This window comes from Actinomadura craniellae (assembly GCF_003289645.1).
Lineage (GTDB): Bacteria > Actinomycetota > Actinomycetes > Streptosporangiales > Streptosporangiaceae > Actinomadura_D > Actinomadura_D craniellae.
The window spans coordinates 503,996-518,434 of sequence record NZ_QLYX01000004.1 but is presented as its reverse complement, the minus strand read 5'-3'; the positions used below and the strand labels follow the sequence as shown (position 1 = coordinate 518,434).

13 protein-coding genes are annotated in these 14,439 nt (G+C 72.2%); 6 read left to right on the top strand and 7 right to left on the bottom strand.

What is annotated here, in order from left to right; genetic code table 11:
* Positions 1-19 precede the first annotated feature (19 nt).
* The 6 genes from DPM19_RS12060 (at position 20) to DPM19_RS12035 (ending at position 4,742) form a co-directional block, all read left to right on the top strand.
* A complete protein-coding gene (locus tag DPM19_RS12060; protein ID WP_199485006.1) occupies positions 20-1,153 on the top strand; it encodes a hypothetical protein in 1,134 nt (377 codons plus the stop codon).
* Between the two features lie 345 nt (positions 1,154-1,498).
* Entirely contained in the window at positions 1,499-1,969 is a 471-nt protein-coding gene (locus DPM19_RS12055) for an ATP-binding protein (RefSeq protein WP_146778830.1), read from the top strand.
* A 712-nt stretch (positions 1,970-2,681) separates the two neighbouring features.
* Positions 2,682-3,416, top strand: coding sequence for a hypothetical protein (locus DPM19_RS12050; RefSeq protein WP_111866246.1), 735 nt, complete (start codon positions 2,682-2,684; stop codon positions 3,414-3,416).
* A 126-nt stretch (positions 3,417-3,542) separates the two neighbouring features.
* Positions 3,543-3,881 (top strand): hypothetical protein, encoded by a 339-nt coding sequence (locus tag DPM19_RS12045; protein ID WP_146778829.1) that lies wholly within the window; start codon positions 3,543-3,545, stop codon positions 3,879-3,881.
* Between the two features lie 73 nt (positions 3,882-3,954).
* Positions 3,955-4,332: a hypothetical protein gene (locus DPM19_RS12040; RefSeq protein ID WP_146778828.1), complete on the top strand. Its 378-nt coding sequence runs from the start codon at positions 3,955-3,957 to the stop codon at positions 4,330-4,332.
* Positions 4,329-4,742: a hypothetical protein gene (locus tag DPM19_RS12035; RefSeq protein WP_111866240.1), complete on the top strand. Its 414-nt coding sequence runs from the start codon at positions 4,329-4,331 to the stop codon at positions 4,740-4,742. The genes DPM19_RS12040 and DPM19_RS12035 overlap by 4 nt, the downstream gene beginning before the upstream one ends.
* 66 nt (positions 4,743-4,808) lie before the next feature.
* Here the strand turns inward: DPM19_RS12035 and DPM19_RS12030 are convergent, their stop codons facing one another.
* The 7 genes from DPM19_RS12030 to DPM19_RS12000 all read right to left on the bottom strand — a co-directional run bounded on the left by DPM19_RS12030 (position 4,809) and on the right by DPM19_RS12000 (position 13,845).
* Positions 4,809-5,783, bottom strand: a complete 975-nt coding sequence (locus DPM19_RS12030) for a C40 family peptidase (protein WP_158566768.1) — start codon at positions 5,781-5,783, stop codon at positions 4,809-4,811.
* Complete coding sequence (locus tag DPM19_RS12025; protein WP_111866237.1) at positions 5,783-6,709, bottom strand: replication-relaxation family protein; 927 nt, start codon at positions 6,707-6,709, stop codon at positions 5,783-5,785. The genes DPM19_RS12030 and DPM19_RS12025 overlap by 1 nt, the downstream gene beginning before the upstream one ends.
* Positions 6,706-9,117, bottom strand: coding sequence for a helicase HerA domain-containing protein (locus tag DPM19_RS12020; RefSeq protein ID WP_111866234.1), 2,412 nt, complete (start codon positions 9,115-9,117; stop codon positions 6,706-6,708). The genes DPM19_RS12025 and DPM19_RS12020 overlap by 4 nt, the downstream gene beginning before the upstream one ends.
* Before the next feature lie 58 nt (positions 9,118-9,175).
* Entirely contained in the window at positions 9,176-10,945 is a 1,770-nt protein-coding gene (locus DPM19_RS12015; protein WP_111866232.1) for a VirB4 family type IV secretion system protein, read from the bottom strand.
* Positions 10,942-11,892, bottom strand: a complete 951-nt coding sequence (locus DPM19_RS12010) for a PrgI family protein (protein ID WP_158566767.1) — start codon at positions 11,890-11,892, stop codon at positions 10,942-10,944. Before DPM19_RS12010 ends, DPM19_RS12015 begins: the two co-directional genes overlap by 4 nt.
* Before the next feature lies 1 nt (position 11,893).
* Complete coding sequence (locus tag DPM19_RS12005) at positions 11,894-13,189, bottom strand: hypothetical protein (protein WP_146778827.1); 1,296 nt, start codon at positions 13,187-13,189, stop codon at positions 11,894-11,896.
* Between the two features lie 380 nt (positions 13,190-13,569).
* Positions 13,570-13,845: a pilin gene (locus DPM19_RS12000; RefSeq protein WP_111866224.1), complete on the bottom strand. Its 276-nt coding sequence runs from the start codon at positions 13,843-13,845 to the stop codon at positions 13,570-13,572.
* Positions 13,846-14,439 lie beyond the last annotated feature (594 nt).

The window sequence follows — 14,439 nt, the reverse complement described above, 5'->3', positions numbered from 1 at the left end:
GCCACCCGGAGCGCACGCCGTGGACCACACCGCTCTGACGGCCGCTGTTCGGTACTTCCCCCTCCTGGGCCGCCCGCGCCCGGTGTGCCGGGCACTGCCCACCCGCGTCCAGGAGATCACCGACCTCGCGCACGCCGCTCACACCGCACGGCAGCAGGGTGCCGATGCGGTGCACGATGCGGCTCACGCGTTGAACAAGGCCGCGTTACTGGTCAGCGACTGCGGCCTGATCGACGACGCCCGCCGCTTGTGCCGGCAGCACATCGACCTCTACCGCGCGGCCGGCTCCCGGCTCACCGTGTCGCAGGCCCGCCACATGCTCGAACCCGTCGTCAACCTGGCCCGACTCCACATCCGCGACGACGCCCCTCGGACGGCGCTGCGCGTTCTGGAGGCAACGCACCACGCGGCCACTGCCGGCACCGACCTGACGGTCGATGATCGGGTGCTGCCGCTGGCGCACCTGACCGGAACCCGTCGGGAGCGGAACAAGCTGCGTGAATGGGTGTGGTTGCAACTCCTCACCGACGGCATCCGGGCACTGGCCCGCGCCGGGGACTGGAACGACGCGGTCGCCTTGGCCGAAGCCCACCGAGGCATCGGCGCACATCTGATGGAAGGACGACAGGCCGCGATCCTTGCCGCCCGCTTGGACGGCAAGTCGGACGAGGCCCGAAGACTGCTCCACGCCGGCACCCTGACCCAGCCGTGGGAACACCAGGTCGCGTCCTGCCTGGAGGTGATGTGCGGCGGATCCGACCGGCCGCATTGTCACCGTGCGGCCACTGAGATGATCCACAGGTTTCGACACGGCGAACCGGTCACCGGGTACGCGGTCTTCCGCGCGCGTCTCGGCCTGGCCGTCGCCGCCCTTGCTCATCCCCATGTCCCCGCCGCCGTCCCGTCCCTGCTCGCTCAAGCGGCGGCCGAAGCGATCGCGGCAGAGGACGGGTACGCCGCGCGCGAGGTCCTCCACCACCGCACCCCCGACGCCGACCTGTCCGCCGGGCAGCGCCACGCACTGCACGGCCTGGTCACCGCCGGCGGTCTGGGCGTGGGGCCGCTACCACCGCCACTACAGGACGCGTTCACCGATGCCACCGGCGCGGCGGTCAAGGCGCTGGCCGCGTCGCTCCAGGAGAACTCGACTTGAGCTCCCCGCAGCACGGACATCGGCAGTGTGGTGGCGGCTGGGTGCGTCTGGCTGAGAGCGCTTCGGCGACGTCGGAGCAGTGCTACGGGGGAAATCCCAACGACCGTTTGAACATCAGGTGGGGTAGCCCTGTACATCTTTCCGGCGAAGTAGTGCACCGGTATCTGAGTCGGATCGTGCAGCGGTCGAATAGAAGTCCATGCCGTCTGCTTCGGCATGCGTGTGATTGGTTTTCCGCGCGACTTGACGTGCTCGAACGAGTCGATCCTTGATGGGTTTTCAGGCTGCCCCGATTTCCCCGGCCATGGGGTGGGCGGCATCGAATTTCGGGAGGTGATCGGGACCATGAGTGAATGGGCGGAGCTGTGCACCCCGTCTGATCGGTGGTTGTACCAGAGCGCTTTGACCTGGCGGTGTGTCTACCCGGGCCGGGCCGACCAGGTGGCGCATGCGCGGCGGTTCGTGCGTTCCATGCTCGCCGGGACCGGGCGGTGTGAGGACGGGGAGTTCATCGTCTCGGAACTGGCCTCCAACGCGCTCCTGCACACCCTGTCGGGCGAGCGGCGTGGCTGGTTCGGCGTCGAGGTCGGCCTCGCGATGCACGCCTGGATCAGCGTCCGTGACCTGGGCGGTAGGAGGACCCCGTCTGTAGGGACGGCCGAATGCTCGGCCGGGGGGCTGCGCGGGAACGGGCGCGGCCTGCTGGCCGTCGCCGAGCTGGCGGTGGCCTCGGGGTACAACGGGGACCCGGTCAGCGGTCACACGGTCTGGGCGCAACTGGCCCTCAACCCGGAGCCCCACCTGGAAGTGTCGTAGCCCGCTGAAGGCGGGCGGGACCAGCCCGATCACAGCAGGCTGGTCCCGGAGGTCAGGGTAGAGGACTTCTGGTCAGCGGTCCTGCCCGCCGCCGACTCGGTGGTGGGCAGGACCTCGGCCATCACGGATGCCGACCGGGGGGCCGATCGGGGGACCGCTTATGACCGGTACCCCTTGGGCAGGGTGCTTGCGCAGCTCAGGAGGCGTTTCGGGGTGCCGCTGATGGGCCCGACATGCCCCCCGAGGGCGTTCGAAATACGTGCGGGTGCCTGGCTGTCGGGTGGCCTGTTCCGTGGCTGGAGAGGTGTTCAAGTCCCTGTCCCTGTCGGCTTCGTGCTGTCCTCTGGGCAGGTGCCGGCCGTCTCCGGCCGTGAGCCGCCCAGCAGCTGGTCCGGATGCGGAAGTCGGGCTCACCGCCGGGCCGAAGAAAGCAACGCAATTCGACAAGGCGATTTCCCGAGCTTTCCGCGCGAGGCGATTCCGCTACCGGACGCGAATTGCCAGTCGCTGGAAGTCAAGTCACAGGCGTGCGATAGGCGCAAAATTTGATTTACCTGGTTGGGGAGAGGTAAGCCTCTCCAGCCGTTGTGGCTATACGGAAAACCGGGCGGTCGGCTTGCTTGTGGCCCCGCGTCGAGAAATGGTGGTCATGCGTGAACGAAATGCGGCGGTGAAAATGCCGCCGCCGACCACCGGGAAAAGGAGAAGTGAAATGGCGAAGACCGTCACAGCGAAGACCACCGCGAAGCCCGCCGCGAAGCCCGCCAAGTCCGCCGTTCCGGCCGCCGAGGAAGCCGCCGCGACCGGCACCGCCGAGGCGGCCTTGTCCCCGGCCGATTCCACCCCGGCCGATTCCACCCCGGCGGTGAGCGCGCAGACCGTTCAGGACGCGATGCGGATCCTGACTGAGGAGGCCGACCGGCGCGCCACGGCGGAGGCGCAGTTGCAGCGGGCGCAGGCCGAGGAGGAGGCCCGCCGGGCGCAGGCGGCGGCCGAGCTGAAGAAGGCCCGGATGGTGGAGGACACCCGGCAGGCGCTGGCGGACCTGCTGGGCGCGGTCACCACCGCGTACGCGGCGGTGGTCGCCGGGGACACCCAGACCATGACCGCCGGGCTGGAGGCGATCTACACGGAGGTGGCCGCCGTCCGCCGGGCCTCCAAGGTCGCTCCCGCCCGCACCGGCACCGGTACGGGCGGGACGGTCGGCGGGTCGCAGCGCAACGCGCCCCGGCCGTTGCGCCCCGAGGTCACCGCGCACCTGAACGCCCACGCGGGCAAGGAGTTCACCGCCGGGGAGATCGCCAAGGTTCTGGGCCGCTCCTCCGGGGCGGTCGCCAACGCCCTGGACACCCTGGTCAAGAACGGCGAGGCCGAACTGACCGGCGAGAAGCCCCACCGCTACCGCGCCACCGCCCCGGCGACCGGCACCGTCGCCGACGGCGCCTGACGGGCGCCTGCCGGGGCCCGGCCGGTCCGGGCCCCGGCAGGACCCTGCCCCCGACGGCGGACGTGGGCGCCGGAACCACCGGGGGCCACCGCACGGCCTCACCCCTTCACCACAAGGAGATCGCCAATGTCACATGAGATGTTCACCCTGCTGGGCTGGTCCTGGGATGTGGACACCGCCGCCCGGCTGGCCAAACGCCACCCGGTCCAGCAGGCCGACATCGGCCCCTGGACGGCCCTGCTCGGCTGGATCCGCACCGATCCCGACCACGCCGCGACCGCCGACCTGACCCGGCCCCTGCTGGCCGTCCCCCTGCCCAACACCTCGGCCCCGGGCAACCACCTGGTGATCGACGGCTGGCACCGCATCCGCCGCGCCGTCACCGAGGGCGTCGCCCAACTGCCCGCCGTCTTCCTGGACGAGGGCGACGAACGCGCCTGCCGCATCCACGGCGGCGGCCTGTGACCCCATCTCGACGAGCGGCCCGCCCGTGCCCGGTCGTCCCGAGCCGATGAACACCCAGGAAGGGAAGAACCCGATGCCCATCTATGACACCTACGTGCGCAACCGCCTCGAGGACGCCAGGAACGAGTGCGCCGAAGCGGAGGTGAACCTGGTCAGAGCCATGGAGAACGGTGACGAACTCGCCGACGCCGTCGCCGAGGTGGCCTGGACGCGGGCTCTGGCGTCCTGGTGGGATGCCGCCGTCACCGCGATCGACCATGAGGGAACCGATCCGGTCGACGCTCTGGCGCAGGCCCGTGAGGCCGCTCACCGGACCCTGACCGACCGGGCCGTCCCGCGCGCCGAGTCCCCGATCGCCCACGGGCTCACCCTCGCCCGGATCGAGGCGGCCCGGTCCTTCTACCAGGGCACCAAGCACCTGGACGAGATCACCACAGGGAGCCCCTCATGATCATCTGGACGCCGGACATGGGAGGCGGATACGGCTCCGGGACGGACGCGCCCAGGGAGGTTTCGCTGATCAACGGACTGATACGGCTCGCCGAGACCATGGTCCGGTTGGACGCCACCGACCCGGAGACCGACTCCATCGGCTTCGACGTCGCCACCGATCGGGTGATCACCGCCGCCCGCCATGTGGTGACCGCCGCCAAGCCGGTCACGGATCACCCGGGCGGGTTGGAGGCGGCCGTCCGGGACGCCGTGACCGCCCGCCGGGACCGAGCCCGGCATTGCCGGGACTGCGGCCGTGCCGGGGCCTGCGGTGATCACGCCGCGAACCATGGCTGGGCCGAGCTTTACCGGACGCTCCTGCCCACCGTCCGCTACGAGGAGGAGCCCGAGCCGCCCACGGCCCGGTAGGAGCGCGAGCACTGGTGATGCCCCATCCGCGCGGATGGGGCATCACCAGTGCTCGCGCTCACGGATCTACCGGCGGCCGGGACGGGCATAGCCGAGGAGGTCCGACCGGTTCCGGACCGTGCTCACCCGGACGGGCAGCCCGGTGCGGGGAGCCTCGACCATCCGGCCGCCTCCGATGACGAGCCCGACATGCCCGGGCCTGCTGGCCGAGCCCGAAGCGCCTTTGAAGAAGACCAGGTCACCGGGCTGCTCCCGGCCGGGAGGGACGTGTGGGAAGGCGCGCCACTGGTTCTCGGCCACCCGGGGAAGGGTGATCCCGGCCTGGTGCCAGGCGTAGCGGGTGAGGCCGGAGCAGTCGAACCCGACGACGCCCCTGCCCCGGCCGAACCCTTCGGTCGGCCCGTTGAGCCCGCCACCGCCCCAGGAGTAGGGGGTGCCGACCCAGCGGAGTGCCGCCCGGACGGCGACCGCCCCCTGCCCGGTTCCGGCGGGGGACACGTCGGCGCACGCGCCGTCGTCCACACCCTGTGCGTAAGTTCCCGCGAGGTGGAGGACCTTCTTCACGTACCAGTCGGCGTCGTTGTAGCGGCGCAGCGCCCGCTCCATGTGCCGGGGAGCTCCGTTGTGCCTGAGGTAGGCGGCGGCGGCGGGAACGGCGTCGGCCGGATCGTAGATGTCCTTCCTGGTGTCGCCGTTGCCGTCCACGCCGAAGGCCCGCCACGTGCCGGGCAGGAACTGCATCGGCCCGGCGGCTCCGGCCCGGTTGGTGCCGGAGCGGATGCCGGGACCGGTGCCCCGGCCGTGGTCGGACTCGACCTTGCCGACGGCGGCCAGGATCTGCCACGGGACGCCGTACCGCGCCCCGGCCCCGGCGTACAGGGCCAGGTAGGCGCGTGGGATGTCGGCCGTGTTCGACCCCTGCCCGGCCGGGCACGGGCCGTCCCCGCCGCCCTGTCCCCGCAGGGCCGAGCCGAGCACCGCGCCGAAGACGACCACGAGGAACAGCACGGCGACGCCCATCCCCCCGATCGCCAGGGGCATCAATCCGTCCCCGCACCGGGGGGCGTGTGCGGGCCGGTGGCGGGCCATATGTCGGCCAGCGCGGCCAACGTCCGCCGGGCGCCCGTCGGCCCGGCAGGCAGCCATACGGGCCCGGCGGGGCCGTCCGGGTGGGCGGCGGGTGTGCGGGCGGCGGTGGCGACGGGCACCTCGGGCGTGCCGATGACCTCGCGGAGGTTGGCCTCCCGAGCCTGGCTGGGCAGCCAGAACAGCACCGGCGTGGAGATGCCCGTGGACTCGGCCAGAGCGGCGTAGCCGGTGAGCTTGCCGGCCACGCGGGCGAGGGGTTCGCTTCCGGTGTCGTGCTCGAGGAAGAAGTCCACCTCGGCCGGTGAACCGTCCGGCCGGACGGTCCTCCAGCACCCGAAGGCGTCGGGGCGGGCCAGGTCTCCCCACAGGGCGGTGCAGCGCCGTTCGGGCCACCATTGTGTAAGCGCGCTCAGGGCGTCCGGCCGCCGGGCGTGGGCGTGCAGGCGGGCGAAGAAGTCGTTGACGCCGACCTGGTGGGCGAGCTTCGGCGAATGGGAGATCGACAGGACGGCGTCGAGCCGGTACCCCAGCTCGCGCACGGCGATCCCGCGCTGCGCGGCCAGGACGTGCGCGCCCGCCGGTCCCAGCACCCAGTGCAGCGGCCGGGTGCCGACCGGGGTCCAGGGCTGGAACCGCTCCAGCACCGCCAGCCGGTAGAGATCCAGGAGGCGATGCCGCGCCTTGCTGATGCTCGGGTAGAAGATCGCGCTGAGCTGCTCGGTGGTGAGCACGCGATGCTCCCAGAGCAGGTCCAGCAGCGCCCGGTCCCGCCCGGTGAGCCGGTGCGCCAGGCCCGCGATCAGAGCCGGTGACACCCTCGGCCGCTGGCCGGGGACGGAGCGCTTGCGGATGGCGGTGGACTTGGCGTCGCGGGTCATCGACGGTCCTTTCCTTGACGGGCATCGGCGGAACGATTCCGGGGATCGGACGAGGTGCCCGATCGCCTGGCCGGGCGCGGCCGGGACGTGGTGGCGAAGCTCTGCCGGGAGGACGCGCGCACCTGCTTCCGGCGCCCGGGGACGGCGCCGGGCAGGGGGCGGGTGCGGAAGGTGAACGCCGGAGCCTGCTCGTTGCCGGTGATGACCCGCCCGGCCGCCTGGTAGGCGCCCAGGTGGGACAGGTCGTGCGGGGTGAGCAGCGGTGCGACGTGCCGGGCCAGGTCGGCGGCGTCCTCGGGGGAGACGGTGAAGTAGACCTTGTTGCGCGCGTCGGCCGAGACGGCGTCCCGCAGGTCCTTGGGCAGCTGGGACAGGTGCTGGTGGGCGATCACCAGGGAGAACCGGTAGGCACGGGCCTCGGCGAGCATGTCGCCGATCGAGCCCGGCAGGTTGAGGAAGTTGTGGGCCTCGTCGACGTAGGCGGCGGCGTCGGGCCGGTCGGCCTCGGCGAGCCGGGCGCGCGGGGTGATCGCCTGCCAGGCGTGCGCGAGCAGCAGCGACCCCAACAGGCGCGCGGCGTCCTCGCCGAGCACCCCCTTGGGCAGCCGGGCCAGCACCAGCCCGCCGTCGTCGAGGAGCCGCCGCAGGTCGAAGGTCGATTCGGCGCCCGACAACGCGTCGCGCACGAACGGCCGCAGCAGCACCGACCGCAGCTTGCTCGTCACGGGCCCGGCCATCGCCGACCGGGCGGCCGGAGACAGCTCGTCGTAGGCCGCCCAGAACCCGCGCAGCAACTCGTCGTCGAGCCGCATGACGACGCGGGCCCGGTAGGGCGAGTCCGACAGCAGCCGGGGCACCTGGGCCAGCGTCGCCCTGCCCCCGTGCACCCGGACCAGGGTCAGGCACGCCGAGCGCATCAGGTCCTCCAGCCGCGGACCCCACGAGGAGGAGAAGCACCGCCGGAAGATGGTGACGACCGAGTCGACCGCGAAGGCCGGGTCGGCTCCGGCGAGCACGTTGAAGCACGGCGGCGGTCCCGCCTCCTCCGGATCGAAGAGCACCGTCCGGCCGACCGCCCGCTCGGGCAGCCGGTCCAGCACGTCGGTTACCAGGTCGCCCTTGGGGTCGATGACCAGCACCCCGCGCCCGGCACGGGCGTCGCCCAGCACCAGGTTGGCCAGGAAGGTGGACTTGCCGACGCCGGTCTGCCCCAGCACGTGTAGATGCTGGCGCGCCCCGGCGACATGCAGCGCGACGGACCGGGCGGCCCCGGCCTCGGCGTCGCCCAGGACCTTCACCCCCGCCACGGCGGCGGTCGGGACGGCCGGGGACGGCGCGACCGGCCGGGCGCCCGCACGGGCGATGCCGGGCGCACCGACGTCATGGGGCAGGTGCGCCAGCGCGGCGAGCTCGGGCACCGACAGCAGGTAGCCGCGGCCCAGGCGGCGGGCGTTCAACACGGCGACCGGAGAACGCAGGCGCCTGCGCCGCAGGAACTGGGGACCGCAGGAGTAGAGCGCGAACGTCGAGGCGATCTCGTGGGCGTGCCCGCGCGCCCACGCCTCGGCGGCCTCGCCGCGGCGCGTGGTCGTGACCGCGTACCCGATCTGCACCTCGTAGCGAGGTCGGCCGGCCTTGGCGAGGATCGCGCGCACCTGCTCGGCGCGCTCGGGGAACAGCCGGGCCAGCTCACCCGGATGAGCGCGCCCCGACATACCCGGGGTGATCAGATCGAACAGGCGGCCCTGGGATGTGGCGGACAGGCCGCCGCGCAGCGCCGAGGCCGCCCGGTGCGCCCGGCCGAGGCGGCGGCCGGTGACCGGGCGGGCCAGGATCTGCACCACCCCGTGCTCGCCCCGGCCCAGGCCCGACATCGCGCCGAGCAGCCCGCGCAGCGGGTCGGCGTCATGGTCGGTGGCCAGCGGGTGGTGATCCGCGCGGGCCAGTACGAGCCGTCCCCCGGCCGAGGTCGCCTCCGGCGGCAGCGCCGGGTCCGCGGGCCGGGTGGCGAGGGTGGCGCCGGGCCACGCCGACCGGATCGCCCTGGCGACCAGAGCGGGCGAGACGGCGCCCGGAACCCAGATCTGCACCCGGATCCCGCAGGCGTCGGCGACGTACTCGAACCCCAGGTGCGGTTGCCCGAACAGGGCGCGCTTCCATGCCGGGCCGGTCAAGCCGACCAGGTGGCCCCACCAGGCGATGGCGCTGACCGCGTCCACCTGCGGCGGGACCGCGACCTCGATCAGGTGGGCGCCCGCGGCGAAGCGGTGATTGCGCCACCGCCACACCAGCGACCGGGCGCAGGAGAACGCTCCTGCCGCGCCCAGCCCGGCCGTGACCAGCGCCGCCGTCTGGCAGGTGAGGCGTTGCGGGTCGTCGAGCAGGTGCCACCAAGGTGCGGGATTCACTGCGGGTCACCTCCGTTCCGGCGGGTTCCGGACATGCCCCGCCGAGGCATCGCCGGTTTCACAGCGGGTCGCCTTCGGTCTCCGCGAGCTCCGCGGGGTCGGTCGTGGCCAGGTGGTGCTCGAACGGGCTGGCCACGGCGCAGAACGTGGCGCGGTCACCGCCCGAGGCGCCGGCGCACAGCAGCCCCTCGCCCCGGTCGGCGGACAGCAGGAACGCCTTCTCCCCGGCGGTCAGGGCGAACGCCTCGGCGATCTCGTCGGCGACCTGAGGGGCCTGGCGCAGCAGCACCTGCGTGGCCGCGTTGGAGATCACCGCCCGGCCCAGATCCGAGCCGAGCAGGTCGGCGGCGTCCTGGGTGACGACTGCGAGTCCCGTCCAGTGCTTGCGGGCCGACTTGGCCAGCCGGTACAGGAACCTGGCGCCCTCGCTTTCGCGCATCAGCGTCCAGGCCTCGTCCACGACCACCAGGCGGCGGCGCCGGTCGCGCGGATTGGCTACCCGCCGCCAGATCGCGTCCAGGGCCAGCAGCATCCCCGTGGCCCGGGTCTCCTCGGGCAGGTCCCGCAGCGAGAACACGATCAGGTGCCCGTCCGGGCGGGTCGTCGTCGCCCCGGCGAACAACCCCTTGTAGGAGCCGGTCACATACGGGGCGAGCCGGGCGGCCAGGGCGGCGGCCTCGGGAGAACCGGCCTGGTCGAGTTGCGCGGTCACGTCGGCCAGCAGCGGCGCCGGGCGCTTCCAGGTCCGGCGGTCGAAGGTGATGCCGCGCTCGGCGTACGCGGCGACCACGGCCCGGTCCAGGGCGGCGCGCGCCATCGGGTCCACCGGTTCGCCGAGCATCGCGGCGACCAGCGTCTGGACGAACAGCGCCCGGCGGGTCAGCGCCTCCTCGTCCTGGTCGGACGGGATGTCGAAGGGGTTGAAGCACGTCCCCGGGGTGCCGAGGCCGATGTGGGTGCCGCCGACGGCCCCGGCCAGCCGCCGGTACTCGTCCTCGGGGTCGATCACGGCGACCTCCACGCCGTGGTACAGCAGCCGCAGCACCTCCAGCTTGGTGAAGTACGACTTGCCGGCTCCCGACCGGGCGATGGTCACGGAGTTGTAGTTGTCGGCCGCGAACCGGTCCCACAGGACGACGCCGGAGGAGTGGGCGTTCAGCCCGTACAGCACCGGCGCGTCACTGCGGGGCGGCTCCAGGTCCGGGGAGGTGAACGGGAACGACGCGGCGAGCGCGTCGGTGTCGAACGTCCGCCGCGACCGCACGGCGTCGGTGGCCAGGGGCAGCGTGGTCACCCATCCCTGCAACGCCCGGAACGTCGTCGGCTGCGCGTCCAGCAGCAGGGAGGCGGCCAGCGCCCGCACCCGCTGCACCTCCGACTCCAACTCTTCGGCGTCGGCGGCGTGCACCGTCAGGTAGAGCCCCACCCGGAACAGCCGCCCATGCCCCCGGGCCAGGGAGGCGGCGAGGTCGGCCGCGTCGTCGGCGGCGGCTTCGGCCGCGTAGTCGACCAGCCGTCCCCGGTCGGCGTCGGCGCGAGAGGAGGACTCCAGCCGGGCAAGCCGGCGGCGGAGCCGCTGCGCCGCGACCAGCGGCGGGATCGGCTCGACGTGCAGGGCGACGTCCAGCCGTCCCGGATAGGTGGTCAGCGGCTCCAGCCAGCCCGCGCCGACCTCGCGCGGGTAGCCGGCGACGGCGAAGGAGGCGCACACCCCCGCGGGCAGCTCCACCGACGTCGCGCCGATGCGGAGGGCGGACGGGCCGGTGACCTCCTCGGCGCGGGCCGCGGGGTCGGTGCTCTCGCGCGAGCGGGGAATCGGAAGCCTCATCGCGCGACCTCCCGCACGGTGATCGGCTCCTCCGGCCCGGCCACCTCGGGCAACCGCACGTCCCCTGGTGACAGGGACTCGGCCAGCAGCGCCGTGCATGCGGCGGCGTCCAGGACTCCGGCGCGGACGCCGAGCGCGGTCAGGGAGCGGACGGCCTCCTCCGCGCGCCGCAGCACCACGCACGCGTCGGCCTCGCGGAGATCCTTGCGACCTCGCGGGCGGGCGTCCTCGCCACGGATGACGATGAGGACGTGGCGGGTGAGCAGGTCGCGCGAGGCGTTCAGGTCGGCCATGAACGCGGCATGGTCGTGGGCGGCATGCTCCAGCGCCGGGTCCGCCAGCTGCGGGGCGGCCTGGGTCAACCGCCGGACCAGGCCGGACAGGTCCACGGGACGGGCCTGGACGAGGATCTGAACGGGGGCGTCCAGGGAGTTGAGCCACCGCCCGAACACCGAGACCAACCCCGCCTGCTCGTCGGCCGTGCGCAACGCGAAGGTGACGGTACCGGCGCCGACGATGACGGCCGTGTCACCGTCGGCCAGCTCCATCACCCCGTCGTCGCGGACCGCCCGCACCGGCAGCCGCAGCGGAGCCGGAAGCCGCCCGCGCACCCGGCACCACCCGGGCGGGGCCTGCACTCCCTCCGGCGCGTGCACTCTCGTCTTCGCCGTCCGCAGGTGCGCCACCGCCGCGAGCAGGAAACGGTCCAGGCTCATCCCGTCACGTCGTGCGACGGCCAGCACGACTCCCGCCGCGATGATCGGGAGCACCAGCGCCGCGACCGCCGGGACCGGCAGCCGACCGGCGGCCAGATAGGCCCACGAGGCCAGCAACCCCGTTCCGGCCATGATGGCGAGCTGACGCCCGGTCAGTCCGTACAGGATCTTGTCGGGCCGTTCGACGTCCGCGGGGATCTTCGCGGCCAACGGCTCCTGGTCGGTGACCATCTCATCTCCTCCTGCCGGTAGGGCGGCGTGGATGGGGCTCCAGCCGCAAGGCGATCGCTTGGCGGGGCCGGGGCGGCTCGGCCCTTGCATGCCGCTGAGCCCGGGGAACGGGACGGGTACGAGAAGCCGGCAAGCTCACGCCCGACGGCGCTGGGGAACGTGGGCGAGATCCGCCAGGCATGGCCCCGCTCGCCTGCCGGTGACCGCCGGATGGTGACGGACCGCCGTTCGGCAGAGGTCCAGGGCGTGCCCCCGAACGGCCATCCGCCCGGCTCCCCCTCGGCGAGGGACCATTGGGCCCGCTGTCGCCGGAATCGCTGGAACCAGGGCCGGAGCCGTGGCCGCCGGGATTACCGCTACCACCGGGGCTCCGGCCACCGGAGTTGCCGTTCCTGGGCCCCGGACCGGAACCACTGCGGCCACCGCCGCCCGGCCGGGGGCCGCGAGATCTGCCGCCGCCCGGGCCAGTGCCGCCTCCGCCCCTTCCGCGGCGCGGGCGGTGCCGCCTCGTACGGGCGGACCTCAGCACGGCGGAGGTGCCTCGATAGATCAGGAGTGTCTTCAGGACCTGAGTCGGCAGGCGGGGGATGGCCTGCCGCCAGATGGTCCGCGCCACCCAGGACGGGATGCGGATCAGCATGTACAGCAGGCAGATCAGCAGGAGCAGGTCCAGGCCGTCCTTCTTGGTGGTGGGGGCGTAGGAGAAGAACGTGTTGTACTTGGCGTCGGGATCCGTCGAGAGCAGGATCTGGAGGGTGCTGACGAAGACCAGCGCCTGGCACACCTGGATCGCGAGGACTCCGGTGATGGCCCGCCACCACAGCAGCGCGATCTGCTCGGTGGCCGGCAGGGCGTGGAACATCAACGCCAAAGGAGCCGCGGCGATGAGAACCATCGTGATCATCAGCCGGGCGATGTAGATCACCACGACGACGAGCGCCAGGACCACCACCACGAGCGCCACGAGGATCAGGAAGACCGGACCGCCGTTGACGGCCGACTCGACCGAACGCCCCATGACCTCGGCCGCCTGCTCGGGGTCGATCTTGTGCTGACCGATGACGAGGAAGCCACCCGAGAGACCGTTGGCGAAGCGGATTCCCTGGCTGATCAGGAACTGGCTGAGATTGACCGCCAGGAACGCCAGCACGACCCGCGGCAGCAACTCCCGAAGGCCCGTTTCCCGGGGCAGGCTGGTCCCGGCCATCAACATCAGACCCGCGATGCTGATCAGCAGCACGAAGCACGCGTTCGCGATGATCAAAGAGGTGTTCCAGATCTCGCGGGTCCGCTCCATCTCCGCGGAATCGAAATCCGGGGTGCCGAAGACGCTCCCGCCCAGGAACGCGAACGTCGGCCCGATCGAGGACTTCACCAGGTTCCGGAACCACCCCGTCACCGCCTGACCGGTGTGACAGCCGACGTTGAAGGGACCGCACTCCTCCGAGTCGTCCGAAGTCCGCTCCCCGGAACTCGGGGTGGGCGTCGGCCGACCCGGTGAAGGCGAGACCGCCGGAGGAGAGGACGCCCTCGGCGACGGCGACGGCGACGGCGTCTGGGCGTCGGGTGTGCGCACCGGCGGGGTCGGTTCCGCCACGGACGCACCGGCCGGTCCGCCTGACATGAGCAAGAACGCGACCAGGAGCAACGTCCCCGCGGCCCTGGCGGTCCGCATGTTCACGGAGTCCCCACGATGCGCTGGAGCAGTTGCACCAGCACGGGAGCCAGAACCGCGATGCCGTAACCGACGGCGGCGTACTTGAGAGTCTTCTTGGCCGCCTCGACCTCGCTCGGATCGCCACCGGCCAGGATGTAGCGGACCCCGCCGATGGTGGCGAACAACGTCGCCAGCCCGACCAGCAACCCGACGATGACATCCCGCATGTTCTTGATGACCTGGTCGAGCGAGGCGGGCGCGGCCAGATTCGTCGCGGCCTGCGCAAGATCTGGCATCGCCAGCGAGGTGGCAGTGACGACACCGGCGCACCACAGGCAGAGAGCGGAGCAGAGTCGGATCCGCCCGGGTCGGCGGGGCGGTCGTGGAAGCAGATGGTGAGCGCGCATGACGGCAGACCTCCGAAAGCTGCAAGGCGTTCAGGGATTCGGCTGCCACGGCAACTCGCGGCCGGAGACGGCCCGAGCCCTGGGGTGTCCTCCTCGAAGGAACTCGCGGGACGGTGGATGCGGTGGGGACCGGGCGACCGCCCTGCTCGAACCGCCTCGGCCGCGAACTGCCGTGGACCCCTGAAGAACCGCGCCAGGGACCGAAATCGGAAACCAGCAGGCGAGGGTTGTCGAAACTTGACCCGTGGTGAGCGTGGTGGCTGAGGCTCCAGGATCGGCGGGAAACTGATCCAAGCCGCCAAGATCCAGCTCATGCCGTGCGCACAGGCGGGTTTCGCCACAGTGAATTATTGATGACTTCCATAGCAAATTCATTGGAAGCTCGATCGCTCACACTGGGTCATTAGGCGGTGGTGGCGACGACTCGTCTTTTGTGCAAGAGGGTCGCACCCAACTGGGTAAAACTGGCGACCTTAAGTAGAG